This window comes from Bacillus sp. V5-8f, assembly GCF_002863565.1.
Classification (GTDB): Bacteria; Bacillota; Bacilli; order Bacillales; family DSM-1321; genus Peribacillus.
Window position 1 is genome coordinate 150,650 of sequence record NZ_PGUW01000001.1, and the last position, 24,793, is coordinate 175,442.

Below are 24,793 nucleotides of genomic sequence, written 5' to 3' on the forward strand. Positions count from 1 at the left end.
TATACGCATATAAAGGATTTCAGCAAGAAAAACTAACTATGGAGAGTGGTGGAAAAAATGAAAATTCTATTAATTGCTATTTTAATGCTCGGACTATTAATGGCTCTTTCTCTAGCTCTTGATATTCTTATGGGATTTGAAATAAGGCACGCCTGGCATAATGCTGTTAATCCTTTTCAAGTTATGGAAAGTGCTGAGTTAGGTGTACTTTATTTGTTGATTTTCCTATCCATTATCGTAACGCTGCTTCCCTACTATCAAAAAAAGAGAAAGAAATAAACCTTCAAATATAACTTATTAACTATGCCACGAATTCAGCTAGTACGTTTGCCTGCTTTCTCAAGTTAAAAAAGTAGTCAAATGAAGGGGGAAATTGTAAAATTATTACTGTAAAAACACTAATTAACATAAAATAATGATGGGCAATTTATCCCTTTGATTGTAAAATATAACCACGATACTCAAAAAAATCCGTATAGATTACACGCTGTTTAAGAAAACAGTTTTTTTATTAAGTTTATTTCAGTTTCGTTAAAAAATCAGTGCATAAAGTGGACCAATATCATATAATTGGAAATATCGAGTGCACAATGTGATGGTAGCTTGTGAACCGGGTAAAAGAGATAAGTAGTTTCTTAGAAAAAAAGTTATGCAGACTGGGTTTGGGGAAATTTGACGTACGGGTGTGGAGAGCATGAAAAAAGGAATATTATTGTTAATGTCTGGTGCAGTTGCTGGCGGTTTAGTTTTATTGGGCAGTATCGGGGGAACAGCTACTGGTTCTGCGGAAGATGGACATCATGGAATCAAGCATTATAAAAAAGAACTTTCGCTCTCGGCAAAACAATTTACCGAGCCAGAACTTGCCTTGATCGATTCTAGAAATGGCAAAGAGCTGCAAAAAATAAAGGCATCTTCTCTTAAAACAGCAGAGGATGCGGAAAAGATAGCTGAAGAATTTGAGGCGAAGTATGACCGCCCTATGATACCTGCCAAATTGGTAGGCGGCAGTCAACTGAAACCGGGGCAGTCCCGGATTGTTGTAAATTCTGAGGCGCTTACGAAAGAACTTGAATCCGTGAACGCCTTCCAGAGGTCAGTCGAAGTACCGATTAGTGAAGAGGTACCTAATATTTCGGCGGAAGCTGCTGCAGATGTAGATCAAGCTGTCTTGGGCAGATTTACCACAACGTTTAATTCTTCAGTTGCTGGAAGAACCACAAATATACGGCTTTCGGCAAATGAGATCAACAACATTGTTTTGGGTCCTGGAGACAGGTTTTACTTCAATCTGGTAGTTGGTGAACGAACTGCTGCAAAAGGGTATCAAAAGGCTAAGGAAATTGTAAACAAGGAATTTGTTGAAGGCATTGGCGGGGGTATTTGCCAGACTTCTACTACACTTTATAATGCCGTGGAAAAGGCTGGTCTTGGTATTATCGAGCTTCATCACCATTCAAAGACTGTTGGTTACGTCCCTAAAGATCGGGATGCTACGGTTTCATGGGGCGGAAAAGACTTCAAGTTCCAGAATACAAAAAATCACCCTGTAATTATTAAGGCTATGGTACAAGGCGGCAGCATTACTGTTGAAATAAGGGCAGCTGCTAAGCATGTTCCCAATCATTAAAAAAGGCGGAATTTCCGTCTTTTTTTATTGCTGTAATTAAATTATGCCATGTAAAGCGAGTCTCACTCATCCTCGCCACATTCCCCTTCCATCACCCGTACATAACGCAAATGAGATCTACCATTGTTCTCCTCTGTACTTACTAAATCTTTTACTTGTAATAAATTATGTAAAATCTCCTGTTTAACCTCTTCTGGCTTAACACTTTGCTTCTTCTGTATTTCCACGAATTTAATTTCCGAATCATACGTATAGCATACACGAAATTCTTTCACTACGGATAATCCCCTTTCTAAGGTTCTAAAGTTGGAAGACCCTAATAGAAAATATATAAATCTATTAAGGTAAGAAAGCAAATTTTTTTGAGAGAACACTGTTTTTTAAAAAAGCCGTGTAATCATCCTGTCACGGTGATGTTACTTTCGCAATTGAAATATTACCTGGCTGTTCAATATGTCGTCATTTTTCGTGCTATGATGAGAAGCATTACGGCGAGACAAGGAGGATTTACACGATGAAAAAAATATTTTCATTATTCGCGATGGCTCTTCTATTGGGCTTCACCGGTAATACTACATATGCACAAACGGTTACCGTACAAAAAGGTGATACCCTTTGGGGAATATCAAATGCCCATAAGGTTTCAGTAGAGCAACTAAAAAACTGGAATCAATTAAGCTCAGATCTTATTTATCCTGATCAACACATAACAGTTTCACCAGAAACAAAACAATACATAGTAAAACAGGGTGATACACTTTTCAAAATTGCACATAAAAATGGTGTGACAGTTAAAAACATAAAAGATTGGAATCACTTGCAGACGGACGCCATTTTCCCGGGCCAAAAATTAGCATTTAACTCTACAGAAGGATCTAAAGAGTCTCTGGAACGTCAACAGCAAACGATTGGCAAAACGATCACTGTAAGGGCAACGGCATACACAGCCTACTGTGAGGGTTGCTCTGGAATTACTAAAACTGGAGTTGACCTAAGGAATAATCCTGGTGAAAAGGTAATTGCGGTCGACCCGAATGTGATCCCGCTTGGTTCCAAAGTTCATGTTGAAGGTTATGGCTATGCTACGGCGGCTGACATTGGGGGCGCCATTAAAGGGAACGAAATAGATATCTTCTACCCTGAACAGCAAACAGCAGTGAACTATGGTGTAAAGAACATAAAAGTTACTATCATTAACTAGTGGTTTGAATGGTTCCAGCATGAATATTCTCTCTCCTGGAGGGTACCTAATTCTATGGAAAACGAAATTAATGAAACGATTAAATACATACTGGACCGATTTATCGAAGGAAAAGTTGAGCCCGGACAAATACTCGCTTTATCGAGGACAATGAAGGACGCTTTCGGAGTTGAATCGGAAGAAGCAGCAGAGAAAATGGCGAAAGACTATCTAGCAGAAAATGGCTACCTATATAATGGGAATCATTTCACTTCTACTAACCTTTAAATTTGCGGGACTCTTCTATAATACAACTGAAAAAAAAGGCCATCCCTAATTATGGGGCACTGGCCTTTTTTTTGCTTTAATCAAACGTTTGATTAATTTCTCCTATCTACTCTTTTAATATAATCAGAACATTTAGTATCATTTCATTCTGACGTCAATTTGTATTAGTTTTTAATATTGCTGTTACTTAACTAAAACGGAATTGTCATTTTAGGATGGTAGTATTTGGGGTATATAAAAGAGTTGGGGGAAATACAAAACGTGAAAAAATTAGTAACATCCGTAGTGATGGCAGGTACCTTACTTGTCAGCAGTCCGTTGGTCAGCAGCGCAGCCTTGGGAGATCAAACGTTGAAAAGTGGCATGACTCACAGTGATGTTAAGCAATTGCAAGAGGTTCTTAAGAAAAAGGGTTACTTTAAGAACAGTAGAACAACGACTTATTTTGGAACAGTTACTAAGAGTGCTGTTGTGAATTTTCAAAAGAAAAACCGTCTATCACCTGATGGGATCGTCGGAAAAAATACATTAAAAGCATTAGGATTTGCGAAAGGTTCTTCTACAGTGAATAGCAGTTCCTTTGGCAAAAGAACCCTAAAAAGCGGTATGACACATAGCGATGTAAAACAATTACAAGAAATCCTTAAGAAAAAAGGATTCTTTAAAGGTAGCAGAACAACTGCTTATTTTGGCTCTATAACCAAAAGTGCCGTCATCAACTTCCAAAAAAGGCATGGCCTGACGCCTGATGGAATCGTGGGCAAAAATACATTCAGAGCATTAGGGAGTTCAACGACTGCTGGCAGTTCAGTGGTCAAAGCAGCATATACTTCGCCGTCAACAACAAGCGTAGTTACAACTGCCAAAAAGTATATGGGTGTTCCATATGTTTGGGGCGGCAGTACGCCAAGCGGGTTTGATTGCAGCGGTTTCATCAAATATGTTTTTGAGAAGAGCGCCAATATCAGTCTGCCTAGAACAGTAGCAGAAATTTATAAAAAGGGAGTACGTGTCTCCACTCCACAGGTTGGCGATCTCGTATTCTTCGAAACCTATAAACCAGGTGCTTCCCATGCCGGCATATATATCGGCAACAGGCAGTTTATCCATGCCTCCTCTTCAAACGGAGTAAGTATTAGTTCTATGGACAACAGCTACTGGTCTCCTCGGTATCTTGGAGCAAAAAGAATATAATTATTGAAAGACAGATCAGCTTATGATCTGTCTTTTTTTGCATTTAATGCATTTGCAAGCGGCTCCCGTGCAAAGTCAGGACATAAGAAAGAATATATTAGCTAAATCAGGCCGGGGTGCCTCCCCCGCTAATCTATTATTACCGAATCCAAATTTCCATATATTCAAAATATTATTAATTTAGTCGATACTACTTAAAGAAAGTTTTTGCTTAAACTATGAACTTAAAGGGAGCTGCTTATTTTGGAAAAGAAGTTAGAACAGCTGTTGGCTAATTTGGAGATCATCCAAAGCATATTTCCTGAGGATTGCTGTCTTGTCATTGCGGATACGGAAAAGGTAATCGGGTATTTGCCTGGAAAAACGATTGATATAAAGATTCCTGTGGGTGCTCCCCTCGACGCCTTCAAAGGGACGTTAACCTATGAAGCTTACGAAACTGGTAAGATGCTTAAGGAAGAAAGAGATGCACAGCGTTTTGGCGTTGCCTATATATCAACGGCTTCACCGATCAAAGAAAATGGGAAAACTATAGGAGTCATCAGCTCAATTGTTTCAAACCACAAACTGGATATACTTCGAACTGGAGCTGAAGAATTAACAGCTGTAAGTGAACAATTGTCAGCAACTTCTGAACAGATGACCAAAGTGGCGGACGTTGTTGCAAAAGACCTCCAGGATCTCGCAGAAGAATCGTTGCTACTGAAGGATGAAATCAAGCATATCGAACGCATCTTAGCCATGATAAAAGATACTGCTGTTCGATCACGCATTTTAGGTTTAAATGCTTCCATAGAAGCAGCACGTTCTGGAGAACATGGACGAGGCTTTGCCGTTGTGGCAAATGAGATAAAAAAAATGGCAGACACCAGCAAGGAATCCGTAGAAACGGTTGAACCCCAGGTAAAAGAAATGATGCAAAACCTAGAAAAAATCATCTCCACTCTAGCAAGCATTTCTTCGAATTCAGAGGAACAGTCTGCCATGATCGAAGAATTCCATTCCTCTTTTGAACATATTGTAAATACGGCTTCTGAATTGAGCAATAAGGCCACTGTTTAGTCAAATTGCTTTTTCGCCACTTTTCATTTAATCAATCGTTTGATTAAATTAGCTTGGATATAGAAATTGCACCAAGGAAACAACGAATTCCCGGTGCAATCCAACAGGAAGAACCCTAGATCATGAAAATAGCAGTCAATCCCAGAATAACTCAGGATTCTTCCTTAGCTTTTTCAAGGCAGACTGACGCCATGATTTTACCGCTGCTACACTTACTCCTAATTTACTTGCAATTTCAGGCAGTGATTTTCCTTCTTGAAAGGTAAGCAGCAGCCAGTCAGCCTGATGTTTGGTTAACCCATCGCAATATGTTTGCAGATTTTCCAATTGTAAGGGTTCATCCAACGTTATCATTCTGTTAATAACATCCCCCGTTTCCAAATCAAGTGGTGTATGCCGTGTTTCAAACCCATGTTCCTTTCTAAGCTCATTCAAAATCTTTCCCTTTACCGTTGAATAAGCATATGTAAAAAACTTCCCCATTTCAGGATTAAATTTAGCCTCTGCCTCCCATAATCCGATCAGCCCAATCTGAAAAAATTCCTCCTTGTTTTTGTAGATACCCAACGTTCTGATGATGCTATGAATCATTGGCGTATACTGCTCTGCAAGCTTCGAAAACTCATCCATTCACTTTGCACCTTGGGAAAAGCGCGCTTTTCATTTATTCCCGGGTGCCTAAAATGTAGCTGAATTTTCCGATTGCAGCGAAAGTGAGAAATGAGCATTTGGAAGCGGAAATTTTATTTTTGATATCACATCATGTGTAAAAATCGCTTTTTTAGATGTAAAAACATACTTTTTAAACCAATTCAAACGAAGAAATCAAAAAAATAGAACCTGGGAGGCTCCCCCAGGTCCAACTATAACAACCTTATTTCAAATAACTTTTTAAAACCGGCTTCATCTTCTCCACCACATACTTAGAACCGCCCTTGCCTTTGACGTCTTCCATCATCCAGGCCATCAGAAGCCGTGGGCTCTCTGTATTGTAAGTGACGAACCATCCATTTTCCTTCCCGTTCTGCCCTTTCGCACTCTTTAATTCCGCTGTTCCTGTTTTACCAGCGAGCGGGATACCCAGTTTGCTTGCCGAGTGCGGCGTTCCCTTAGGGTCTGAGATGACCTGTTTTAGCATATTTGTTACCTGCTTAGCATGTTCGGGTGAGACCGCTTTTTCCTTCCAAACTTTCTTTTCTGAGCTGTCGCCCATTATTAACGAAGGAGCAAGTACATTTCCTTCATTCAAGAAGGCCGTGTAGGAGACGGCAGCGTGGAGGGTGCTCATAAGTGTTTGCCCTTGTCCGTAACCACTGTCCGCCAGGCGGCCTTCACTGTCTAGATTGCCTATTTTAGATGTTTTGATTGGGTAGTCATAAGGCATTTTTTCTTCATAGCCAAATGCTTTTAGCCCGTTTGAAAATTTTCCTTTCCCTAGCTCAAGTGCCCTCTGTGCAAAATAGATATTATCAGAGTATATGAGCGCACCTGTCATATCAATTGGTTTTCCCGGGTCGCTTACCCGTGTGATGGAATGATCCTTCCACCCCTTCTTACTCCATTGTTTTCCGGAAATGTTTAATGTCTTCTTAGGATCGATTCCGTTTTTCAGTGAAATCGCTGCTGTCAGTGGCTTCATCGTAGAACCTGGAGCATAAACGGAGGTAAAACGATTTAGCAGCGGTTTGCGTGGATCATTTTCAAGCGCTTTTCGTTCTTGGCTTGAAATGCCAAGTACAAACTTATTTGGGTCAAATGACGGGCTGCTTACAAGCGCGAGCGTTTCACCGGTTAACGGATGGATTGCCGCGGCCGATCCGGTATCACTTTTGTATTGGTTGAAAATGGCCTTCTGTAACTCGGCGTCGATGGTCAAAGTGACCGTTTCTCCTTCTTTAGCTGGAGTTCCAGCGACAACCGTATCCTGTCCATTTTCTCCTTTGATAAAAATCTTCGCCCCAGCCTGTCCTTTGAGACGCTCCTCCAGTATTTGCTCGAGGCCTCGTTTCCCAATTTCATCATTGGCAGTGTAGCCTTTTCCTTTCAGTTTCTCCAATTCTTCTGCAGACACTGGTCCTATATAACCGATCAGATGGGCGGTTACTTCCTTATAAGGATACACACGTTCCTCAACTTCATTGATCGCAACGCCTGGAATGGAGCCAAGCTTTTCAAGCAGAGCAGTTTGCGCTGACTCTACCTTTTTGATCGGCACACTCATATTTGGCTGTACCCACGGCTGATCCAGCAGCTTGTTTATTTCTTCCCCACTCATATTCAACAAGCTTGATACCTGTAAGATAATGGATGCTTCTTTTCCTGCCATTTGTTCTGGAACAAGCGATACTTCAGCAACGGTTCCGTTCATCGCCAGACCGCGTTCATTCCGGTCGACAATTTCTCCTCTAATTGCAGGTTGTGTTGAAATTCCAATTTTATCGTTTTCCTTCATTCCGGCGAAGATATGGCCCGGATTCCATTTGATGTACCAGTTTGTTTGATCGTCACGTTCTTCTTTTATAAGTGTTGCTTTCTGGTCAAATTGGACAGGTCCGGCCAACGTATCCATTTTTACCGAAAACGGCAGGCTCACCTGTTTCTTGTCATCGTGGTCCTTTGGTTCTTCTGGTTTATTATAGGTGACCTTTAGATTTTCAGTTTCGATATCTTTATAGATTTTTTCATAGCGGCCTGCGAAGTCTTTCTTACTGATTTTTTTCTTAACATCTGTGGAAAGATAATCGTACATCTGGTCGAACTTCTGCTCGTTCCAGAGCTTCGTATACGCGGCGAGGCGGTCCTCAGGCACAGGTTCTTTCTCACACCCGGCTAGCACAAGCAGTCCGGCCAATAAAATACTAAAAAGCAATAGCGGCTTTTTCATATTTCCCCTCCTCTTGTATTCTATTATTTTACCACGAAACAAGTGGCAAGATTGTAATAGGGCTATCAGAATAAGCCTTTTGGCTCTCTTTCCCATTATAAACAGCACAGGTAGAAAATGAAAATTTCTAGACCAACAAAGCATATGGAAACCGGAAGTTTCAGATCGCCATTTCGGTTTACCAAGTTTATCCTCCACATCTTACTTATTATATAGTTAAATGGAACTATTAATTGGATGGTCCAATTTGGCTAACGCAGATATTCGCGCCGCCTCCATTTCCTCATGGCAACACCAGACTAAATTTACCTAAAAGAGTTCCTTTCACTTTACACAAAAAAAGCCAACAGATTCACTGTCGACCTTCATTGATTCTTATCTTTATATGGATTTTTTGGATAAAGCAAGTTGATCCTCCGGTAGCGGCTTGGTGGAACCATCACTTTTTAGAACGTTGCGCCATGTATAACGTGGTTCATAACCAAGGATCTTCTTAGCCTTATCTATTGCCATCAGGGTTTCATGTCCTTCTATGTTCTTCTTTAAAGTTACTTTCGGAAAAAATCTATCTACCAAATCCTTGCTAGGCTCAGGAAAAATAGTATCTGGGGCCGTTATATGGAATATTTCAAAGCCCAAATTATTTTTTTCAATTGCAAGCAGACAGGCCCGTGCGGCATCCCTGACATCACAATAAGCCCAAGCATTTTTCTTTTGGATTTCCCTCTGTCCTTCTTCACTCCAATGCATAATCGGAATTTTTTCATATTCATCAGGTTCATATATGTTGGCAAAGCGAAGTGCCACTACTTGTGTATTAGCTAGTTGGTTAAACATTTGTGAGAGGATTTCCGTCAACCGCTTTGCCATGGCATAGGACGACTTGACGATAGTTGGATGTTCCTCGTCTACTGGCAGGTAGCTAAGCTGTGCCGGATCAAAAGGATATCCTAAAACGGTCTCACTAGAGGCCCACACAAGCTTCGGAATTTTCAAATCCTTACAAGCTTCAAGGACATTAAAATTCACAAGCATATTATTCTCAAAAATAGCCTGCGATGTATTTCTCACATCTGTTGGAATATTCCCAAGGTGGACAACTGCGTCACAACCAGCGAAGAGCTGACATACTTGCCCATAGTCACGCAATTCAGCCTGAATGAATTTTTTCGAAGCAGATTCTTCCCTCAACTTTCTGTCTGACGCGATTACCTGATGACCAGCTTCCATGATCGTTCTTACAGTCCATCGGCCAATTTTACCAGCTGCACCTGTTACCACTACTTTCAAAATTCCCGCTCCTTTTCATGTTTACCGTTTTAGAAAACATAAAAAATCCTATGTTACAAGAGCAATATCACTTTAAATCCACACCTACTGAAACAATCATTAAAGTCAGCCTATGTCGTAAGAACTTTATTCGTATGCGGTATCGCGTAACCCATCTGCTGGTACGTACCGAGGGTCATCTTTTCCAATTGCATTTTCATTCGAGGTTATTTCTACCTGTGCAGCGACATCTGGATTGCCAAGACCTGCTGCATCGGGATTTGCACCGCCTGCTTTTTGAACCTTGTTTTTTCCGTTTTCCATGTTTGATCACCTCCCGATTTTTAATGTAACCTGCTACTGCATTTTTTATAAATGTAGGACATTAAATTTGAGTAGGGCCCCCTACTTGATAAAACGAAAAAAAGGCCAACATATTACTGATGTTGACCTGAGCATCTATTGTACTTTTAAACAGTTTTGGTTTTATTTGAATTGATAAATCTTTTCATTTTTTCTGCATCGGAAATAGATTCATCATTCTTGTTTTGTTCTTCTGTCTCAGCAGCAGCAGCTATACGCTCCTGCGCGTCAGCAATCCTTGTGAGTTGTTTGACAATTTCTTTTTCCTTTGACATGGTACTATCTCCTTAACTTCCTTATTGCATAACAATTTACAGAGTTAACGTCTTTTCTTTTTACCCACTTTTTTTGAAAATGAAACCTCATCGGGGGGTCAGTCCCCCATTGCGCTAATGCGTTAAATCATTGGGGGACTGACCCCTGAATCTTATATGATTCTAGTATTCCTGTTCAACAGGCCAGACTGGTTTCCATTGTGAAAGTGATTCACGGGATGAGTGCAGCTCCCGCAACGAATGAATTCATCTCGATATCTTACACCTCTTAATCGATCTTCATGCAGCCTCAAAAAATCCTCGAGATCAAGAAATTGCCTAGTGATAATCTGGTTCGATCTACAACTCCTGCATCGCCTAAAGCGCTTATTAAAACCACTAATTTGGTGTCCATCACCAAGTCTTTTAAACTGGTCTTCATCAACGGCACATGCTTCATAGTCCCGACTTCTTCCAACATTAAACTTATTAAACTGATTCTCCGATAAGGATTTACACGGGCTTGTGTCCCTAAGGATAAAACATTTTGAACACATCTTTCTTCCCCCTAATTGTACCTTGTCCTACATACTACGCGGGTTGGAGGAAGACTGAAACGGCTAAATGTTTATGTCCGATAATGATTCGTTCGCGAGAGATATATTCCAATAGGGGATATTTTCTTGTCTGATTCTCGGATTTTGTCTTTTATACCATTGATGAAGGATATTTCCCTTGACTATTCTCAGAGATTGTCTTTCATATCCAAACCTTACATTATCCTAGAATATGAACAAAAATTGGATAAAAAAGTTAACACTGCATCAATATACTTATTGATTATTTAGAAATTTCCCTATATTTTAGTATATGAGGATAATAAATAGAAAATAATGGAGAACTTTTTTATTTTTTTCAAAGAAAGGGGTCTGTTTATTATCTCACAACAAGAATGTTGGCGTTTCCAACGAATAGCGTTAACATCGGAACTACATAAGGAGGTTTTCTCAATGTCTCAATCCATTGATCGCGCTAATTCTCGGCGTATCACAGCAAACATCTTCAAAGGTTCGGTTGGAAATTTAATCGAATGGTATGACTGGTACGTTTATTCTGCCTTCGCCGTGTATTTCTCAGCTGAATTCTTCCCTCAGGGAGACCCGACCAGCCAATTGCTGAATACGGCTGCAATATTTGCAGTGGGCTTCCTGATGCGCCCTTTAGGCAGTATGCTGATGGGTCGCTACGCCGACCGCCATGGCCGCCGTGCCGCGCTGACGCTTTCCATCACCATCATGGCCGCTGGTTCTTTGATTATTGCCTGTACACCAGGTTATGAAAGCATTGGTATAGCAGCACCGATCATTCTTGTTCTCGCACGCCTGCTTCAAGGGTTGTCGCTTGGCGGGGAGTACGGTACCTCGGCTACATACCTGTCTGAGATGGCTAGCAGCGGCCGTCGTGGCTTTTATTCTAGCTTCCAGTATGTCACACTTGTTGCCGGACAAATGGTAGCCCTCGGCGTCCAGATCATTCTCCAGCAAATACTCAGCGAATCCGAAATGCATTCATGGGGATGGCGCATTCCTTTCGTTATAGGAGCACTGGGAGCGTTAGCCGTTTTATGGCTGCGACGTACGATGGATGAATCAGAACAGTTCGAAAAAATGGGTTCAAAAAGCCGGAAAAATGCTGGAACCGTGCGCACTCTTATGCAACATCCGAAGGCGGTGCTTACGGTGGTCGGACTGACACTGGGTGGAACCGTTGCGTTCTATACTTACACGACGTATTTGCAGAAATTTATGGTAAATACCGTAGGCCTTGAAAAGGAAACTGTTAGCTGGATCAATTTTATCGCTCTTTTGATATTCGTTGTGCTTCAACCACTCGCCGGTTCACTGTCAGACAAAATTGGCCGCCGTCCATTATTGATGGGCTTCGGTGTCCTTGGGACGTTGCTAACGGTGCCATTGTTCATGCTTTTGGAAAAAACAGATAGTGCTATTGTCGCTTTCTTGCTGATGATGGGCGGACTTATTATTGTAACCGGGTATACTTCCATCAATGCGATTGTAAAAGCGGAACTCTTCCCGACTGAGATCCGTGCCCTCGGTGTGGGACTACCGTACGCTCTTACGGTTGCAATATTCGGTGGGACCGCGGAATTTATCGCTTTATGGCTGAAAAACATAGGACATGAATCGCTCTTCTACTTCTACGTTGCTGGATGTATCGCCGTGAGCTTACTCGTATACTGGCGTATGGCTGAATCGTCGAAGGTTTCCCGAATCGAAGCAGAAGTAAATACCAAATCGTTCTAACTATCTGGAATGTGATTAAAAAGCGTCCTAATACAATATTATTTTATTAAAAAGGAATGCTCTGTTTTTCAGGGCATTCTTTCTTTATGTATTTAGATATAAGCAATGGCATGTTGAAAAGCTTGGAAGATCATTGAATCCCATTTCCCACATGAATCGGGCTATAAAATATTATCCCATCCAAATATAAGGTATACACTATGTATGAATTTCCTTTTTTTGCATCAAACTATGTGGAAAAAGGAGGTTGAAATATGAAGAATATGACTGTTTTAATTGTTAAGTTTATTGCATGTGTTGTCGCGTTCGCGATTGCCCTGGATTTATTTTTTGATGCGGATTTTGCTGATATTCTTTCATTTAGTTTAATTGTTACCATTGTATCCTATGTAATAGGAGACCGGATGATTTTGCCCCGCCTTGGAAACAGGAACGCCCTTATCGCGGATTTTTTCCTGGCATACATAATGGTCTGGATTTTTGGCAACGTCCTTCTTCATAGCTATGAACAGATTGCCTGGGGAAGCATTATTTCTGCTAGCATTATCACCGGTGCCGAAGTCTTTGTTCATCGCTCCTTGCGAAGTGAAACCACTGCAGGCTCACCTGGGCGGCAGCAATCCGGCTATAACCGCAATCTTGCTTATGGCACAGAAATTGCAGAGGAACAGGATCCGCGGGAGAAGAAATAAAACCATTGGATTTTAGAATAAATCAATCACCTTAATGCGATTCCATTCAACAGGAATCGCTTTTTTGCGGCCCAAGTCCCCCTTTCAAAGTGAATGAAGGAAAGGTTTTTATATCAAAAAAATTTTTCTCTTTCATAAATAAAATTACGACTCTTAATTATTCAATAAATCTAACAATAATTTACTAACCCAGTAGAAATGATTTAAAAGAAAAAGTTTGGGGAATATAGTAATAAAGCAATAGAGCAATAAAATCTTAGATTCATAGGAAGTGGCATAAATGAGAAATAAAACAGTTTTATCGGCTTTATTGATGATGTCCTTTACGATGTATTTGCTAGGCGGGCTGTCTAGTACAAAAGGACTCATACTGGATGAAGTAAAAAAGGATATAGGGCTTGATTTAAATGAGTTTGGGCTCGTCGTTTTTATTTTCCAGTGGGGCTTTACAATAGCTGGTGTAGTAGCTGGTTATCTGGTTGACAAAAAGGGATTAAAAATCATGACAATTGCCGGGTCGATCATCATGGCTGCAGGGCTTTTTGGAACCGGTTCTGCACATACGACCGTGTTTTTCCTTGGATTTTATTTGATTGTCGGCTTCGGCCTTGGTTCGATGACTGTCGCATCCAACGCAATTGTTCCTGCTGTATTTCCGAAGAAGCAAGGAATGATGTTTAATTTAACAATGGGCGTTTACGGCTTGGGAATGTTTACGACACCACTCATTTTACGATGGATGTTTTCTTCCGGCGTTTCCTGGAGAGCTTTTTATATTGGAGTCGCATTATTGTTAATTGGTTTCATCGTATATATTCTTTTTACAGAGGTACCTGTGGGAAAAGCAGAGCGTGCTAGCTTATCAGCGTTTAAAGAAATGATTAAGAATTCTCAGTTTGTCTTCATTATGCTGTTTTTGGTGTTCTATGTGGCATCAGAGGTATCCTTCATGAACTTCTTCCCAACCTTTTTGAAGACATTGGAATTAGGAGGAGCGACTACAGCGGAAAAGTCAACAATGGTCGCGACAATTCTTTCCGTATTTTCACTTCTATTTACGCTTGGACGTTTGGCTGGTGGATGGATTACACAAAAAATAGGAGAAAAAAAGACGCTATTAATCTTTTCACTGTTTGCCTTGGTTATTGTAACAATCAGTAAATTTTTAGCAAACGAATGGGTGTATTTATTTGCTGCTGCCGGTTTGTTCTTTTCCGTGCTGTTTCCAACAGCAACTGCCATCGGAAGCAAGCTATCCAAAACAAGCGGATCTGCACTGGGCCTTGTCTATGTGGCATCGGGAATAGGCGGTGCGTTTGCCGGCTGGATTGTTGGTGCCGTCTCTGAAAAATATGGTCCGTCTACTGGTTTTAACCTTCCTATTATCTTTCTGGCCATACTCCTGCTTATTTCATTCCTCATTAAGGATGACCGTTCGTAAACATGGATTGAATAGAAGGACATTTTGCTGGCCAGATTCTCAAAGTTTGTCTTTCACAGCTCCAATGAACGAAATTTTGCTGGCCAGATTCTAAGAGTTTGTCTTTCATAGCCCCGATGAAAGTTTATACAGCATATACAAAACCGGGGGATATACCCCCGGAAATTACTTACAAAAATGATACTGGTATGGTGGATGCTAAATAAATCTAGTTTTCCTCAAGAACTGAAATCTACCTGTAAGGGTAAGGCACTGCTTATTATATACAATAGATCTATAAGATTCTTATATAGCCGCATTTAGTCTTTTCTTCCTTAAAAATGACTCCGCCCACAACATACTGCCCCAATTTTTCAATCATCCTATTCTCAAACAGCTTTTTAGACAAGCTCGTCCAGAACTCTTTGAAAAATACATGATCGCACAATAAATTTAATAGCTTCTGATAGGACTTTAGCCATTTCCTTCCTTGCTCTCTTTACATATAAATAAAGTAGATCATGAAATAGGAGAGTTGATACCATGCCAAGAAGACAAGAAAGAGGGTCGCCTAGATGCATTTTTCCTGGATACAGGTATTGCGGGCCTGCTTGCAGTGGTCCGGGTGCACCAACCAATCCAGTTGATAACTGCTGCCGCAGGCATGACCGTTGCCTTGAGCAAGGGGTGTCGCCATGCCGCTGTGATACTGAGTTTATCAATTGCCTGCGTGCTTATATGAATCCTCATACTTTGATGGGCAGGCAGGCCGCTCTGATGTATAGGGTCATGCAGGTGAGAAGAAGATGGACCTGCGGCCGTTCTCAATTAAAAGAAAACAGAAAGCCAAGCTGAATATGTATCTTTCGAAGGTAAAAGTTCTAGCCCCCATCTACTATCTTTATAAACCTTTCTGTTCACCCAAATGGCAGATTAAAGGTTAAAAGCCCTTCTGACACTACACTATAGAAGGGTTTACATATCAATTACACTAATAGAACCGCTCGTTTCTAATAGGGCATAGTGTACATCCTTTAGCGAGAAAATACCCTTTTCGCGCAGCATGGCGCGAAGTTGTTCCACCTCGATATGATTTTTTTCCAACTCTTTATGATTGAGCCGGCCATCCACAATAAGTTCGGATGGTTCGCCTTTCAAAGGTTTTTTTAGACTTCTGGACAAGAACTTCAATAATATAGATAAGGACACCCACATTGCTAATCCAAATAGCATATGCAGGATGGATATTTTTTTACTGAAAAGTGATTCTTCAACAATTCCTCCAAGCAACATGGTATATATCAAATCAAAAGGTGTGATGGCAGACATTTCTTTCTTTCCCAACAGTCGCATGACAATAATTAGTGCGGCCAATCCGATGATAAGCTTTAATGCGATAGTCCCATATAACATATCTGGCCTCCCCCCTAATTGATTGATTGTTTGTTTTCTATTCCCTTTAATCCAGCGCTACACTCCAAAAATTTTTCCCATACGAGAAAGCCTCAAATTATAAAAAAATAACCCACCGATTCATTTAGAATCAAGTGAGTCATTTAGAAAATTCACATTGCCTAGTTGAAATTAACGGCAAGGTGGTTCAGGGGATAGAATTGAAATTTCGCTTCTCCAACCACTGAATCCATTGGGATAAAGCCAAAAATCCTGCTATCATTGCTGTATGGGCGATTATCCCCCATTACGAAGAGCTTTCCTGCTGGAACTTTATATTCGCCGGTGTAATTTTTTAATGTAAAGTCTTCCGTTAAATTTGTCTCATGGGGAATTTTTGCTTTATTTTCCCTCAGGTACGGCTCTTCAAATTTCTTGCCGTTGATATACAAAATATCATTTTTCACTTTAATTGTATCTCCAGGCAGGCCAATCACGCGTTTAATATATTTTTCATCGGAATCCGGGGCATCAAAGACAATGATGTCAAAATGCTGGATTTTACTTATTTTACTTACGATCAGGCGATTATCATTTTGAAAGGTTGGCATCATCGATTCCCCTTGAACTTTTACTGGGGTAAATAGAAATGTATGACAGATAAAAGCAAACCCAACTGCACATACCAATGCTTTTAACCAAGATATGACTTCTCTATTGAATTCTGAACTGGTCACCCTGCATTTCCCCTCGTTATTTGATAAGAAAATTATACCATAATATGGCTCTCCAATTGAATTCTCGTGTTTGGAGGATGCACTGAAATTGCCCGCTTTTAAGCTTTTATGTAAAAATAAACATACACATTTTTATAAGTTGGAAAGCTGGTGGTTGTTTGGATTCTATTACACATACCTTGTTTGGACTTGGTATCTATAAAGCTGTAAATAAAGAAGAGATGGGAAAGAAAGAAAAATATGCACTTCTTTTTACCACCATTGGTGCGAGCCAGATTCCGGACATTGATGTAATTTCGCAGCTCTGGGATACCGCTGGGCAGTATCAAATGTGGCATAGAGGCATTACCCATTCTGTTTTGCTTGTCCCAATTTGGGCCTTCTTATTTTATTTAATCAACCGGTTTATTTTTGGAATCAAAGGGTTCCGTTCTTTTTTTCTATCACTTTTGGCCGTCTTCATCCATGATACGAGTGACGTGTTTAATGCATGGGGAACCGGCTATCTTGAACCGTTCTCATCCGCCCGGCTGACGTTCGGTACAATTTCCATTGTGGATTTTGTGATTTGGTTTATTTTTTTGATGGCATTTATTGTTTCAAAAATACGCCCGGCGATAAAGGATTTTTCGGTGTTCCGTTTCAGCTGGGTCATCATCGCACTCCATGTAGTAATACAATCCGTTCAAGGCTATATTTTATATCAACAATATAAGCCGGCCTATGAACAAGTAGCCTTGTCGGCGCGAATGCTGCCGTGGCATTATACGGTAATCGGCAAAAATGAAGGAACAATTGATATTATCAACGACTCTTTGTTAACAGAGGGAAGGTTTGTAGACAGGCTTAAGTCAGATGATGATGCCAACCTTGATACCTTATTTGCAAAAAATCCGGAAGCCCGCACATTGTATGAATGGTCCCCTTTTGTGGTCATTGTGGATAACGATAAAAGGCTGGGCGTGTATGATCCTAGGTTTTACAGGAATGGACAGTCGTTTCTTTTTGAATATATTGAGAAGACTCAGAAATAGTGCATAATCTGAAAGTGAGATGCCAGTTTAGCAAAAACGTCAGGCTTTTAAGAGAAGCCTGACGTTTTTGATTAGGAAATGGCAGCGGTGGTTTGGGCCAAGTGATAGCCCGCCTTACGTATAACTACATGAGCCAGGCAAAGCTGATACCGCCTTTTCATATATGATTGCACCACATTGTTTCGATTGAATTTCGTTGTGATTTCGCTGGACCTTAAGAGTTATTCAATTGAGGTGGGTACGGCAAATCCATTCCTGACCTTCATATGGACAAGGATATCACCTGTCATTGCCCGTTTTTCCCACTCCTCGCCATGATTTTCTGGGACGTAATACCGGTCCCAAGGAAGGGGAATGTTGTACGTATCAGCTTCTTCATTGTGCCATATATTTGTGAATTCGGCCTTCAGGTAGAGGGAATCGGATGGTTTTTCGAATGAAACCCTTGTTAAAGAACTTATGTTATTTTTCGGTTCAAGCCATAGATAAATAGCCTTATTAGCTGCTTCGGAATAATCCGCTGTTTTCACTTCTTCGTCAACTATTTTGGCCGGAGCTTCCGAGATGTCATAACTAAGGATAAGATAGTCACCATAAAACAAGTCGGTCGGATCCACAGGTGCGGTGGACAATATGATTTCTTCTCCAAAAAGTAGGGTTGTCACTGGTTTTACCGCAACAATGACTAGGCAAAGGAACGGAATGGCCAAGGCTGACCACAGCCATTTACGATCTTGCTTCATCATGATTCCCCACCCTTCTCCGCCGCTCAAACCATAAACCAAATAAGAGCAGTAAAATGCCGCCTATTAAGAAAAATAAAGATTTGTCGAGGAAATCATACGCCAAGTCTATATAAAATCGAAGGATCAAGCCACAAAGAAGCAATATGGCGAAGATTGAACCTTTATTTAACTGGTATAAAGTATAGAGGACAAAACAAACGGTCCATATTACCGACCATAATAAACTGGAATTCCAGGCATCGGGATGTGTAAGGATAAGCCCAAAAACTCCATATAAAATGCTGCCGGTAAACTTGGAACTCGTTTCGTACTGTTTAAAGGGGAAGTACGTTATACCAATGCCGATCAAGGTATAAAGAATATAAGGAAGCCAATACCAATCAAACCCAGGGAATAATTGGAGCAGATGCACAATGGTTTCTATACCCAATAGCACGGTTCCAATGAAAGCAGCTGTTGAGTGGTGCTCGCGGAGCCATGATACGATGAACAAAAAGCCGACTAAGACAAAGACTCCATCATTTCCGTCAAATAAGTTTGTTAGAGAATAATAATGCAGTAGGACCAGAGAAAAAAGGATTACCCATTTGTCTTGCAGATAAAAGGCAAGAGGGATAAGGCCTAATCCCCACAACAGGAAGGCGGTTCCTCCGCCAGTCATATGGAACATTTGCCCGATTAAAAACAAGTCTGCACCAAAAATAATTGCAAATACATAATACAAGCTGCGGGATATATGTGGAAACTTATTTTCCGTGTAATACCCCCCCGCAAACGCTAACAAAAATCCAAGCAAGAGCAGCATCAGTTTTACCGTCCGGCTCATTTCATCCCAGTTCCCCGCAACAAAACTCAAGATGCCCGCCCCAATCAGCACCGCTCCGGCAATCGTGATGCCTTGGAGAAAAGTAGGCCCCTTTTGTGAAGCCTCATACTGGGACAGTGCCTGCTCCTTATCTAGGATCCCCTTCGATTCCAGAAAAGAAAACTCATCCTCCAACAACCCAAACACCTTCTTCGAAACCTTTCTCTTCAAATCCCCACCCCCTTCTTAGGGGGTCAGTCCCCCAGCACTTTAACGCTTCACTGTCCTGGGGGACTGACCCCGTTTAACACCGTTTAACGTGTTTAACATGCATAATAACCTCTAACACAATTATACTATGGAAATTAGAGGAAAATAACAGAGTTATAAGTTTCTATATATTCCTGATATTTACCGATAGGCAGGTTGTTATTGAGTCACCAAAAACGTCCTGAATGTTGCTTTGTTTCAGCAAAGCACTGGCTAATTGCGCCACACTGGGACCCATTCAGTGGCTCTGTCTTCGGCTTTATAGACCTTCCCCTCGCTAGTTTTTAATGGACTCTTAACACATGCTAGGATTTGGAAGAGGTCCGGGTGGCGTATCATGTACATAGGGAGGTGCCGGGTTCAGGAATGGAGGTTCGCCGTAAGGTTGTGGTTGACGAACGTATTGGAACACGCCGCACCCATCCATGGACGGACCAGATGCCCAACGTCCCATACTGCTTTCGTCACCCCTGGACAGGTTGAAGAACGTGTAAGAGAATTCCCGCCTTTCTCTTTCTTGAGGAAAGGTTCCTGGAGCCACTTTCCCTTCTTTTGCTTCAATTTCTGCTATTGCTGCCATCTCTTGCTCCTTCATAGGGCTGCCATCCAGAAGGCGGGCTATTAACGTAGCGACAATTTCAACATGGGAAATTTCTTCTGTTCCGGTATCAAGCAATAAATCGCGGTATTTTTGTTCCGCGCGGCTATTCCACCCTTGAAATAGGTATTGCATCATAACCGTCATTTCGCCAAATTTTCCACCTAATATTTCCTGCAGCTTTCTTGCAAACGCAGGATCAGGGCGCATCGGTTTAGCTTGATATTGCAATTCCTTGATGTGAAAAAACATATTCAACACTTCTTTCCTTGAAACTGTGAATTTCACATGAACACATACTCATGTTATGAGGAAAGTATGGTTATTGCTTATTAAAGGGGTCAGTCCCCCGGCGCTGTGCTGCTGTGAAGCGCCGGGGGACTGACCCCCAAATTAAAATATTCGATTTTGGCGGCTGCGTTTTTCCTTGAGCCAATTTTTTAGTGAGATGATTCCTAGAATGGCTGAAATGATAATGCCGGAGAGCGCTACGAACAAGGAGATGAGTTCAAAGAAGCTGTAGTCTGGGATTTTTGCCCAGCCGATTTTACCTTTCCAATCTTCAATCACGAGGTTCATGCCGTAAATTCCGGAAATCACAGTGTAGATGGTGAGGATTTGGAGCAAATAATTATTCCTGTTTGTAGCCATTTGATCCTGGTTCTGATACAGGCTGGAGAGCGTTTTTTTTACGTCTTCATATAGCCGGTCCAGATCAAACACAGCTTTGACGATATGGAATATTTCTTTTCCCGACGTCGTACTATTCACTTCGGGGAAATGATACTTCGCAGAAAACTCCGTAATCATCACAATCAGCAATTCCGTCTGATCCTGGTCCTTTTCTATATCAATCTTCGAATGTTCATGCGTCAGCTTCAGCAGAACGATTTTATAGTAAAAACACAACAGAAGGCCGTAATAGTGCTGACCGAACATCTGGCTAACAAGCAGCTCTTCTAATTTATCCTTCGCACTTGTCACACAGAAAAAACTATATTCGCTCGCGACATAATATGTCTCATCAGCCCAGCGGTCATATACATTTTTTCTGTAGTACCTTTCTATATAATCAGGGTTGGTGGCCCCGACAAACGGCTTTCCGCCACGGTCATACCCATTTAATTGGCCCGCCCGGTGTAAATCGGCTTTAGAGACCTTGCTGCCTTCTGGCAAGGAGATATAACCGATCACATACATGCGCTCATCAATGAAAAACGGCAGGCTGCCAAAATAAGAAGAATCCGCTTTATGTTGGTCGATAAAATCCTTCATGACCGGCGTTAATTCATTGAAGATAAAATCCTTTACCTTGCTATAGGAAGCATTTCCACTAGCAATGGTGGTGTTTTCCTCGTCTTCTACAATTGGCTCCATTACTCTGAAAGTGTCAGCAAAATACAAGGCATCGGTATAACTTAGATCCTCGGGCAACGATACTCTTATATTCATAATGCCAATGTGGAACGGGCATAAGAAAATATCAAATGAATGAATCGTAAAGTCCGTATGTAAACTAGGAGACCGAAAAGTAGACGTTAGTTCCACACTTTTTGTAAAACGCCGAATTCCCTGCTTGTCCTCCATGTTGGAGGGAAATAAAATCGGTTCTATATTCGGAAGGAAGTACTTTTCAAGCATTCGGTGGTTAACCTTGACGCCACCATAGAACTTATCCTGCTGATCCATATTCTTCAGTTGAAAAAAAGTGAAATGGTCCTTTACTAAACGATCCACAAATTTCTTTGTTTTGTTTTCCTCCAACATAAAAGGAAAAATAAACTGGAGCGTTGACCGTTTAGCCCTAAGCCCTTCCGTCATTTGATGGTTCTTTTCTTGAAAATCTCCCATATTTAATTCCTCCGCGGCATGGGGATTGCCCCCGGTTAGGTCATCTTTACAATGGTACCCATTCGAAAGATGGTTCAAACGGCGACATACTGGGCTTTTCTGAGTAAAATGATATGGTTATTGATAGTAAATAAGATGCTATCAAAGGCTAGTATTTATTCTAAACATAAAAAATCCCGCAAGCATTCCGCCTGCGGGCTACGGCGGATGCATCCAAAAATGCTCCCGCCCAAATTGGGTACTAGAACTGAGGGTGTTCCCGAAGAGCAAGAAAAATTCGTTACTCTCCGACAAATTTGACTCATTACACTCCAAAAGTTATTAGGGAAGAGGAATACCCCTGCCAAATAACCGTTACTAATATTTAATCATGAAGACCATTCTGTACAAAACCCGGTAAAATGCCCTATTTCCAGATTACGAAGATTTACACACTAATTTCCCTACCATAAGGTAGGCTATTTACAAAAAATATAACTATAGGAATATTTTTAAATCCTTCCATTTAAATCATGGTATTGTGTAAAATAAACCGGAAAAATTTTTAATATTTTTTTACAAAGTGGTTTTACTTTTTACATGGTTGGGTATTTACATTCATATAGAATCAGAAATTAACTTACAAGATTACTACAAAGGGGAGACAGCATTGAGGCTAGAGAGATTTAAGCTCGATCGCCAGCTTGCCAAGAGTGATGGCAAAGCCTGGTTGGGAGCGAAAGCATCAGGAAATAATTCAAGGAAACAAATGAAGGATTTTTTGGATAAAATTAAGAAAAATAGATCACATTAAAAGACTCATATCGGGCTGTTGCTGATTTGGGTTTTTTTGCGTTACGCACTTTCTTGGCTGGGTTATTTTCAACATTAATATTTTCAGCACGATCAAGGTTTACAAAGGTAAATTCAAAAGAGGACCCTGCACCTTTTCTAATGTCCTTCTGTTTCATTTCGAAGTGATAGTTAAAGAACTGTACTCTGCTCTATTTACAAGTTTATATGCTGTGTTAGGGATGCATTTATTGATTCCAAGAATGCTTAGAAAATGTTTCATTTTTTCCATCGAGGCGTCCTTATATTCCTCCGTGATCTCGAGTTCTTTGACAAAAGCAATCTTTTCCCTGCATGGGCTATCGCTAAGCGTTGATGTAACCGATTTTTTATCCTCACAAGTGTATACGACCGCCTCTCCTACCGGGCCACTGGCAGAAACAAAAGAAAAGGAAAACACAATCGCACATTCTCCCTCATAAAAAGAAGGTCGGATTTTCATATTCACTTCAGCCATTCCCTTACACCTCTCTCCATTTTATTATTTTCACTATACCAGAAATAAAACGGGCTGTTATCCCTATTTACAAGCTAAAAAGCTAGGGAAATCGGAAATTAAGCAGGAAATCTTCTATCTTCCATAGTAAAATATAATTATAGGAATATCGTGAATATTGTCATAAAAAAAGATGTACCACCGGACTGGAAGTACATCTACTGTGACGGAGCTATTTTGTTAAGAAACTAGTGCTTAGAACTGAGTTGGTAATTCCTTAGTGCCGACAGTACTGAACTGTGTTGGTAGTTCTTTGGTTCCAATTAGTGTAAATCCAGCAACTAGAACAACGACCGCCAGTAATCCAGACAATTTCTTTTTCATGGGTAAATCCTCCTTTTTTGTACATAAAATATTGAATTTAATTAAAATATCATTCTATAGTTATATTTAACCATAATTTACCGGAACATTAATTTCCCACCTCGTGCGTTTAAACTCGTTTACCGGTAGATGAAACATGATTTCCTTATGTTTTTTTCAAAATTATAACTTTAGGAATATTTTTTAAGGGGAAATGTTTATGGACTTTTCCATAATCGGACAAAAAATTAAAGAGCTGCGCAAGCAAATCGGCCTTTCTCAGGGAGAACTGGCTAAAGGAATTTGCACCCAGGCACAGATCAGTAAGATTGAAAAAGGTGATGTTTATCCTTATGCATCCACTCTTTATCTCATATCGCAACGTCTAGGTGTAGATGTGAACTATTTCTTTGATATTGGGATGACACCAAGACTGGATTATGTCCAAGAGGTTGAGACTCAATTAAAAACCGCCCGCAAGAATATGAATTACCTGGAAATAGAGCAAATAGTTAAATCTGAAGAAAACAATCCCCTCTTTAAGCAAAATAAACGAAATTACCAGCTATTGCTCTGGCACAAAGGGATTTATCAATATATGGTTTATAAAATGACCGGGCAAGCGATCCAAACCCTAGAAGGAGCGATTGCCCTGACCCAGCCAACCGAAAAGATTCATTCGGAACGAGAAATCGAAATCCTCCTTAGTATTGGTTCCATATATTTTGAGGAAAAAGACTATGGCAAAGCTATTGAAACATACAGTTCCTGCAATAATTATTTATCGTTACTTCCCTATCTATCCGATAGTACGGTAAAAACACATATCTACTATAATATGGCCCGTACACTTACAAGGGTAAAAAGATATGCAGAATCCGTCCTGCGCTGTGAGGAAGCAATCAAATGGTGCATAGCTAAGAGCAGCCTCTTTTTACTGGGGGAGCTCCATTACCATATCGGTTATAATTTTGAGCTTTTAGGGGATTTCCACTCTGCCAAGGAGAATATGCTAAAAGCAAGGCTAATCTTTGAGTTACAGAAGGATGACCGTTTTATCACGTTTATTAATAAAAAGCTGGAAAAGTGGACAACCGAAAACAAACTCTCTACTGACGAAACCATCCCTTCATAAAGGGTTGGTTTCTTCTTTTATACTGCAAGCCTTCA

26 protein-coding genes and 3 pseudogenes are annotated in these 24,793 nt (G+C 40.7%); 15 read left to right on the plus strand and 14 right to left on the minus strand.

The window, feature by feature from the left end:
- Positions 1–57: 57 nt before the first annotated feature.
- A complete protein-coding gene (locus CUU64_RS00575; RefSeq protein ID WP_101631332.1) occupies positions 58–279 on the plus strand; it encodes a YczF family membrane protein in 222 nt (73 codons plus the stop codon).
- A gap of 415 nt (positions 280–694) precedes the next feature.
- Positions 695–1,630: a VanW family protein gene (locus tag CUU64_RS00580; protein ID WP_101631333.1), complete on the plus strand. Its 936-nt coding sequence runs from the start codon at positions 695–697 to the stop codon at positions 1,628–1,630.
- 62 nt (positions 1,631–1,692) lie between these two features.
- On the opposite strand, the gene CUU64_RS00585 is transcribed toward CUU64_RS00580, so the two are convergent.
- Complete coding sequence (locus CUU64_RS00585; RefSeq protein WP_101631334.1) at positions 1,693–1,905, minus strand: hypothetical protein; 213 nt, start codon at positions 1,903–1,905, stop codon at positions 1,693–1,695.
- 239 nt (positions 1,906–2,144) lie between these two features.
- Here CUU64_RS00585 and CUU64_RS00590 point away from each other — a divergent pair, with 239 nt between their 5' ends.
- The 6 genes and pseudogenes from CUU64_RS00590 (at position 2,145) to CUU64_RS23025 (ending at position 5,354) form a co-directional block, all read left to right on the plus strand.
- On the plus strand, positions 2,145–2,831 hold the full coding sequence (locus CUU64_RS00590) for a LysM peptidoglycan-binding and 3D domain-containing protein (protein WP_101631335.1): 687 nt from the start codon (positions 2,145–2,147) through the stop codon (positions 2,829–2,831).
- Positions 2,832–2,885: 54 nt separating this feature from the next.
- Positions 2,886–3,098 (plus strand): hypothetical protein, encoded by a 213-nt coding sequence (locus CUU64_RS00595; RefSeq protein ID WP_101631336.1) that lies wholly within the window; start codon positions 2,886–2,888, stop codon positions 3,096–3,098.
- Positions 3,099–3,461: 363 nt separating this feature from the next.
- Positions 3,462–3,821 (plus strand): annotated as a pseudogene (locus CUU64_RS23010) (peptidoglycan-binding domain-containing protein); the annotation flags it as partial.
- 132 nt (positions 3,822–3,953) lie between these two features.
- A pseudogene (locus tag CUU64_RS23015) lies at positions 3,954–4,041 on the plus strand (NlpC/P60 family protein); the annotation flags it as partial.
- Positions 4,035–4,292: pseudogene (locus tag CUU64_RS23020) on the plus strand (C40 family peptidase); the annotation flags it as partial. The pseudogenes CUU64_RS23015 and CUU64_RS23020, both read left to right, overlap by 7 nt.
- Before the next feature lie 639 nt (positions 4,293–4,931).
- Positions 4,932–5,354 carry a methyl-accepting chemotaxis protein gene (locus tag CUU64_RS23025; RefSeq protein ID WP_374702691.1) on the plus strand — a complete coding sequence of 141 codons (423 nt, stop codon included), beginning with the start codon at positions 4,932–4,934 and terminating at the stop codon, positions 5,352–5,354.
- 135 nt (positions 5,355–5,489) lie between these two features.
- Here CUU64_RS23025 and CUU64_RS00610 read toward each other — a convergent pair whose 3' ends face one another.
- The 5 genes from CUU64_RS00610 to CUU64_RS21785 form a co-directional block, all read right to left on the minus strand.
- On the minus strand, positions 5,490–5,984 hold the full coding sequence (locus CUU64_RS00610; protein ID WP_101631338.1) for a sigma-70 family RNA polymerase sigma factor: 495 nt from the start codon (positions 5,982–5,984) through the stop codon (positions 5,490–5,492).
- Between the two features lie 244 nt (positions 5,985–6,228).
- Positions 6,229–8,238 (minus strand): penicillin-binding transpeptidase domain-containing protein, encoded by a 2,010-nt coding sequence (locus CUU64_RS00615; RefSeq protein ID WP_101631339.1) that lies wholly within the window; start codon positions 8,236–8,238, stop codon positions 6,229–6,231.
- A gap of 381 nt (positions 8,239–8,619) precedes the next feature.
- Entirely contained in the window at positions 8,620–9,519 is a 900-nt protein-coding gene (locus CUU64_RS00620) for an NAD-dependent epimerase/dehydratase family protein (protein ID WP_257985363.1), read from the minus strand.
- Positions 9,520–9,654: 135 nt separating this feature from the next.
- Entirely contained in the window at positions 9,655–9,831 is a 177-nt protein-coding gene (locus CUU64_RS21780) for a hypothetical protein (protein WP_180954413.1), read from the minus strand.
- 146 nt (positions 9,832–9,977) lie between these two features.
- A complete protein-coding gene (locus tag CUU64_RS21785) occupies positions 9,978–10,145 on the minus strand; it encodes a hypothetical protein (protein ID WP_180954414.1) in 168 nt (55 codons plus the stop codon).
- A gap of 989 nt (positions 10,146–11,134) precedes the next feature.
- Between CUU64_RS21785 and CUU64_RS00630 the strand changes: the two genes are divergently transcribed.
- From CUU64_RS00630 to CUU64_RS00645, 4 genes are all read left to right on the plus strand, one after another.
- On the plus strand, positions 11,135–12,448 hold the full coding sequence (locus CUU64_RS00630; protein ID WP_101631342.1) for an MFS transporter: 1,314 nt from the start codon (positions 11,135–11,137) through the stop codon (positions 12,446–12,448).
- A gap of 254 nt (positions 12,449–12,702) precedes the next feature.
- Positions 12,703–13,140: a YndM family protein gene (locus CUU64_RS00635; RefSeq protein ID WP_101631343.1), complete on the plus strand. Its 438-nt coding sequence runs from the start codon at positions 12,703–12,705 to the stop codon at positions 13,138–13,140.
- 280 nt (positions 13,141–13,420) lie between these two features.
- The gene (locus tag CUU64_RS00640; protein WP_101631344.1) at positions 13,421–14,581 is read left to right on the plus strand and encodes an MFS transporter; all 1,161 of its coding nucleotides are present in this window, start codon (positions 13,421–13,423) and stop codon (positions 14,579–14,581) included.
- A 522-nt stretch (positions 14,582–15,103) separates the two neighbouring features.
- Positions 15,104–15,415, plus strand: coding sequence for a phospholipase (locus CUU64_RS00645; RefSeq protein ID WP_101631345.1), 312 nt, complete (start codon positions 15,104–15,106; stop codon positions 15,413–15,415).
- A gap of 120 nt (positions 15,416–15,535) precedes the next feature.
- On the opposite strand, the gene CUU64_RS00650 is transcribed toward CUU64_RS00645, so the two are convergent.
- Both CUU64_RS00650 and lepB read right to left on the minus strand, forming a co-directional pair.
- Entirely contained in the window at positions 15,536–15,973 is a 438-nt protein-coding gene (locus CUU64_RS00650) for a DUF421 domain-containing protein (RefSeq protein WP_101631346.1), read from the minus strand.
- Positions 15,974–16,134: 161 nt separating this feature from the next.
- Positions 16,135–16,689, minus strand: coding sequence for a signal peptidase I (gene lepB, locus CUU64_RS00655; protein WP_101631347.1), 555 nt, complete (start codon positions 16,687–16,689; stop codon positions 16,135–16,137).
- A gap of 158 nt (positions 16,690–16,847) precedes the next feature.
- Between lepB and CUU64_RS00660 the strand changes: the two genes are divergently transcribed.
- Positions 16,848–17,723, plus strand: a complete 876-nt coding sequence (locus CUU64_RS00660; protein WP_101631348.1) for a metal-dependent hydrolase — start codon at positions 16,848–16,850, stop codon at positions 17,721–17,723.
- A gap of 221 nt (positions 17,724–17,944) precedes the next feature.
- Here CUU64_RS00660 and CUU64_RS00665 read toward each other — a convergent pair whose 3' ends face one another.
- The 4 genes from CUU64_RS00665 to CUU64_RS00680 form a co-directional block, all read right to left on the minus strand.
- Positions 17,945–18,469, minus strand: coding sequence for a GDYXXLXY domain-containing protein (locus CUU64_RS00665; RefSeq protein WP_101631349.1), 525 nt, complete (start codon positions 18,467–18,469; stop codon positions 17,945–17,947).
- Entirely contained in the window at positions 18,450–19,505 is a 1,056-nt protein-coding gene (locus tag CUU64_RS00670) for a DUF2157 domain-containing protein (protein ID WP_101631350.1), read from the minus strand. Before CUU64_RS00670 ends, CUU64_RS00665 begins: the two co-directional genes overlap by 20 nt.
- Positions 19,506–19,839: 334 nt before the next feature.
- Entirely contained in the window at positions 19,840–20,394 is a 555-nt protein-coding gene (locus CUU64_RS00675; RefSeq protein WP_101631351.1) for a manganese catalase family protein, read from the minus strand.
- Positions 20,395–20,535: 141 nt separating this feature from the next.
- On the minus strand, positions 20,536–21,993 hold the full coding sequence (locus tag CUU64_RS00680; RefSeq protein WP_101631352.1) for a hypothetical protein: 1,458 nt from the start codon (positions 21,991–21,993) through the stop codon (positions 20,536–20,538).
- A 649-nt stretch (positions 21,994–22,642) separates the two neighbouring features.
- Here CUU64_RS00680 and CUU64_RS21790 point away from each other — a divergent pair.
- The gene (locus CUU64_RS21790; protein WP_180954415.1) at positions 22,643–22,786 is read left to right on the plus strand and encodes a hypothetical protein; all 144 of its coding nucleotides are present in this window, start codon (positions 22,643–22,645) and stop codon (positions 22,784–22,786) included.
- A 153-nt stretch (positions 22,787–22,939) separates the two neighbouring features.
- Here the strand turns inward: CUU64_RS21790 and CUU64_RS00695 are convergent, their stop codons facing one another.
- Together CUU64_RS00695 and CUU64_RS22410 are read right to left on the minus strand one after the other, a co-directional pair.
- Positions 22,940–23,281: a hypothetical protein gene (locus tag CUU64_RS00695; RefSeq protein WP_101631355.1), complete on the minus strand. Its 342-nt coding sequence runs from the start codon at positions 23,279–23,281 to the stop codon at positions 22,940–22,942.
- Between the two features lie 234 nt (positions 23,282–23,515).
- Entirely contained in the window at positions 23,516–23,644 is a 129-nt protein-coding gene (locus tag CUU64_RS22410) for a hypothetical protein (RefSeq protein ID WP_257985340.1), read from the minus strand.
- 199 nt (positions 23,645–23,843) lie between these two features.
- On the opposite strand from CUU64_RS22410, the gene CUU64_RS00700 reads away from it, so the two are divergent.
- Entirely contained in the window at positions 23,844–24,758 is a 915-nt protein-coding gene (locus CUU64_RS00700; protein WP_101631356.1) for a helix-turn-helix domain-containing protein, read from the plus strand.
- The last annotated feature ends 35 nt before the right edge of the window (positions 24,759–24,793 follow it).

Bases quoted from the DNA above. Each gene is read 5' to 3' on its own strand.
- CUU64_RS00575 (WP_101631332.1), top strand. From the start codon at position 58: ATGAAAATTCTATTAATTGCTATTTTAATGCTCGGACTATTAATGGCT.
- CUU64_RS00580 (WP_101631333.1), top strand. From the start codon at position 695: ATGAAAAAAGGAATATTATTGTTAATGTCTGGTGCAGTTGCTGGCGGT.
- CUU64_RS00590 (WP_101631335.1), top strand. From the start codon at position 2,145: ATGAAAAAAATATTTTCATTATTCGCGATGGCTCTTCTATTGGGCTTC.
- CUU64_RS00595 (WP_101631336.1), top strand. From the start codon at position 2,886: ATGGAAAACGAAATTAATGAAACGATTAAATACATACTGGACCGATTT.
- CUU64_RS23025 (WP_374702691.1), top strand. From the start codon at position 4,932: ATGACCAAAGTGGCGGACGTTGTTGCAAAAGACCTCCAGGATCTCGCA.
- CUU64_RS00610 (WP_101631338.1), bottom strand. From the start codon at position 5,984: ATGGATGAGTTTTCGAAGCTTGCAGAGCAGTATACGCCAATGATTCAT.
- CUU64_RS00615 (WP_101631339.1), bottom strand. From the start codon at position 8,238: ATGAAAAAGCCGCTATTGCTTTTTAGTATTTTATTGGCCGGACTGCTT.
- CUU64_RS21780 (WP_180954413.1), bottom strand. From the start codon at position 9,831: ATGGAAAACGGAAAAAACAAGGTTCAAAAAGCAGGCGGTGCAAATCCC.
- CUU64_RS21785 (WP_180954414.1), bottom strand. From the start codon at position 10,145: ATGTCAAAGGAAAAAGAAATTGTCAAACAACTCACAAGGATTGCTGAC.
- CUU64_RS00630 (WP_101631342.1), top strand. From the start codon at position 11,135: ATGTCTCAATCCATTGATCGCGCTAATTCTCGGCGTATCACAGCAAAC.
- CUU64_RS00635 (WP_101631343.1), top strand. From the start codon at position 12,703: ATGAAGAATATGACTGTTTTAATTGTTAAGTTTATTGCATGTGTTGTC.
- CUU64_RS00640 (WP_101631344.1), top strand. From the start codon at position 13,421: ATGAGAAATAAAACAGTTTTATCGGCTTTATTGATGATGTCCTTTACG.
- CUU64_RS00645 (WP_101631345.1), top strand. From the start codon at position 15,104: ATGCCAAGAAGACAAGAAAGAGGGTCGCCTAGATGCATTTTTCCTGGA.
- CUU64_RS00650 (WP_101631346.1), bottom strand. From the start codon at position 15,973: ATGTTATATGGGACTATCGCATTAAAGCTTATCATCGGATTGGCCGCA.
- CUU64_RS00665 (WP_101631349.1), bottom strand. From the start codon at position 18,469: ATGATGAAGCAAGATCGTAAATGGCTGTGGTCAGCCTTGGCCATTCCG.
- CUU64_RS00675 (WP_101631351.1), bottom strand. From the start codon at position 20,394: ATGTTTTTTCACATCAAGGAATTGCAATATCAAGCTAAACCGATGCGC.
- CUU64_RS00680 (WP_101631352.1), bottom strand. From the start codon at position 21,993: ATGGGAGATTTTCAAGAAAAGAACCATCAAATGACGGAAGGGCTTAGG.
- CUU64_RS00695 (WP_101631355.1), bottom strand. From the start codon at position 23,281: ATGGCTGAAGTGAATATGAAAATCCGACCTTCTTTTTATGAGGGAGAA.
- CUU64_RS22410 (WP_257985340.1), bottom strand. From the start codon at position 23,644: ATGAAAAAGAAATTGTCTGGATTACTGGCGGTCGTTGTTCTAGTTGCT.
- CUU64_RS00700 (WP_101631356.1), top strand. From the start codon at position 23,844: ATGGACTTTTCCATAATCGGACAAAAAATTAAAGAGCTGCGCAAGCAA.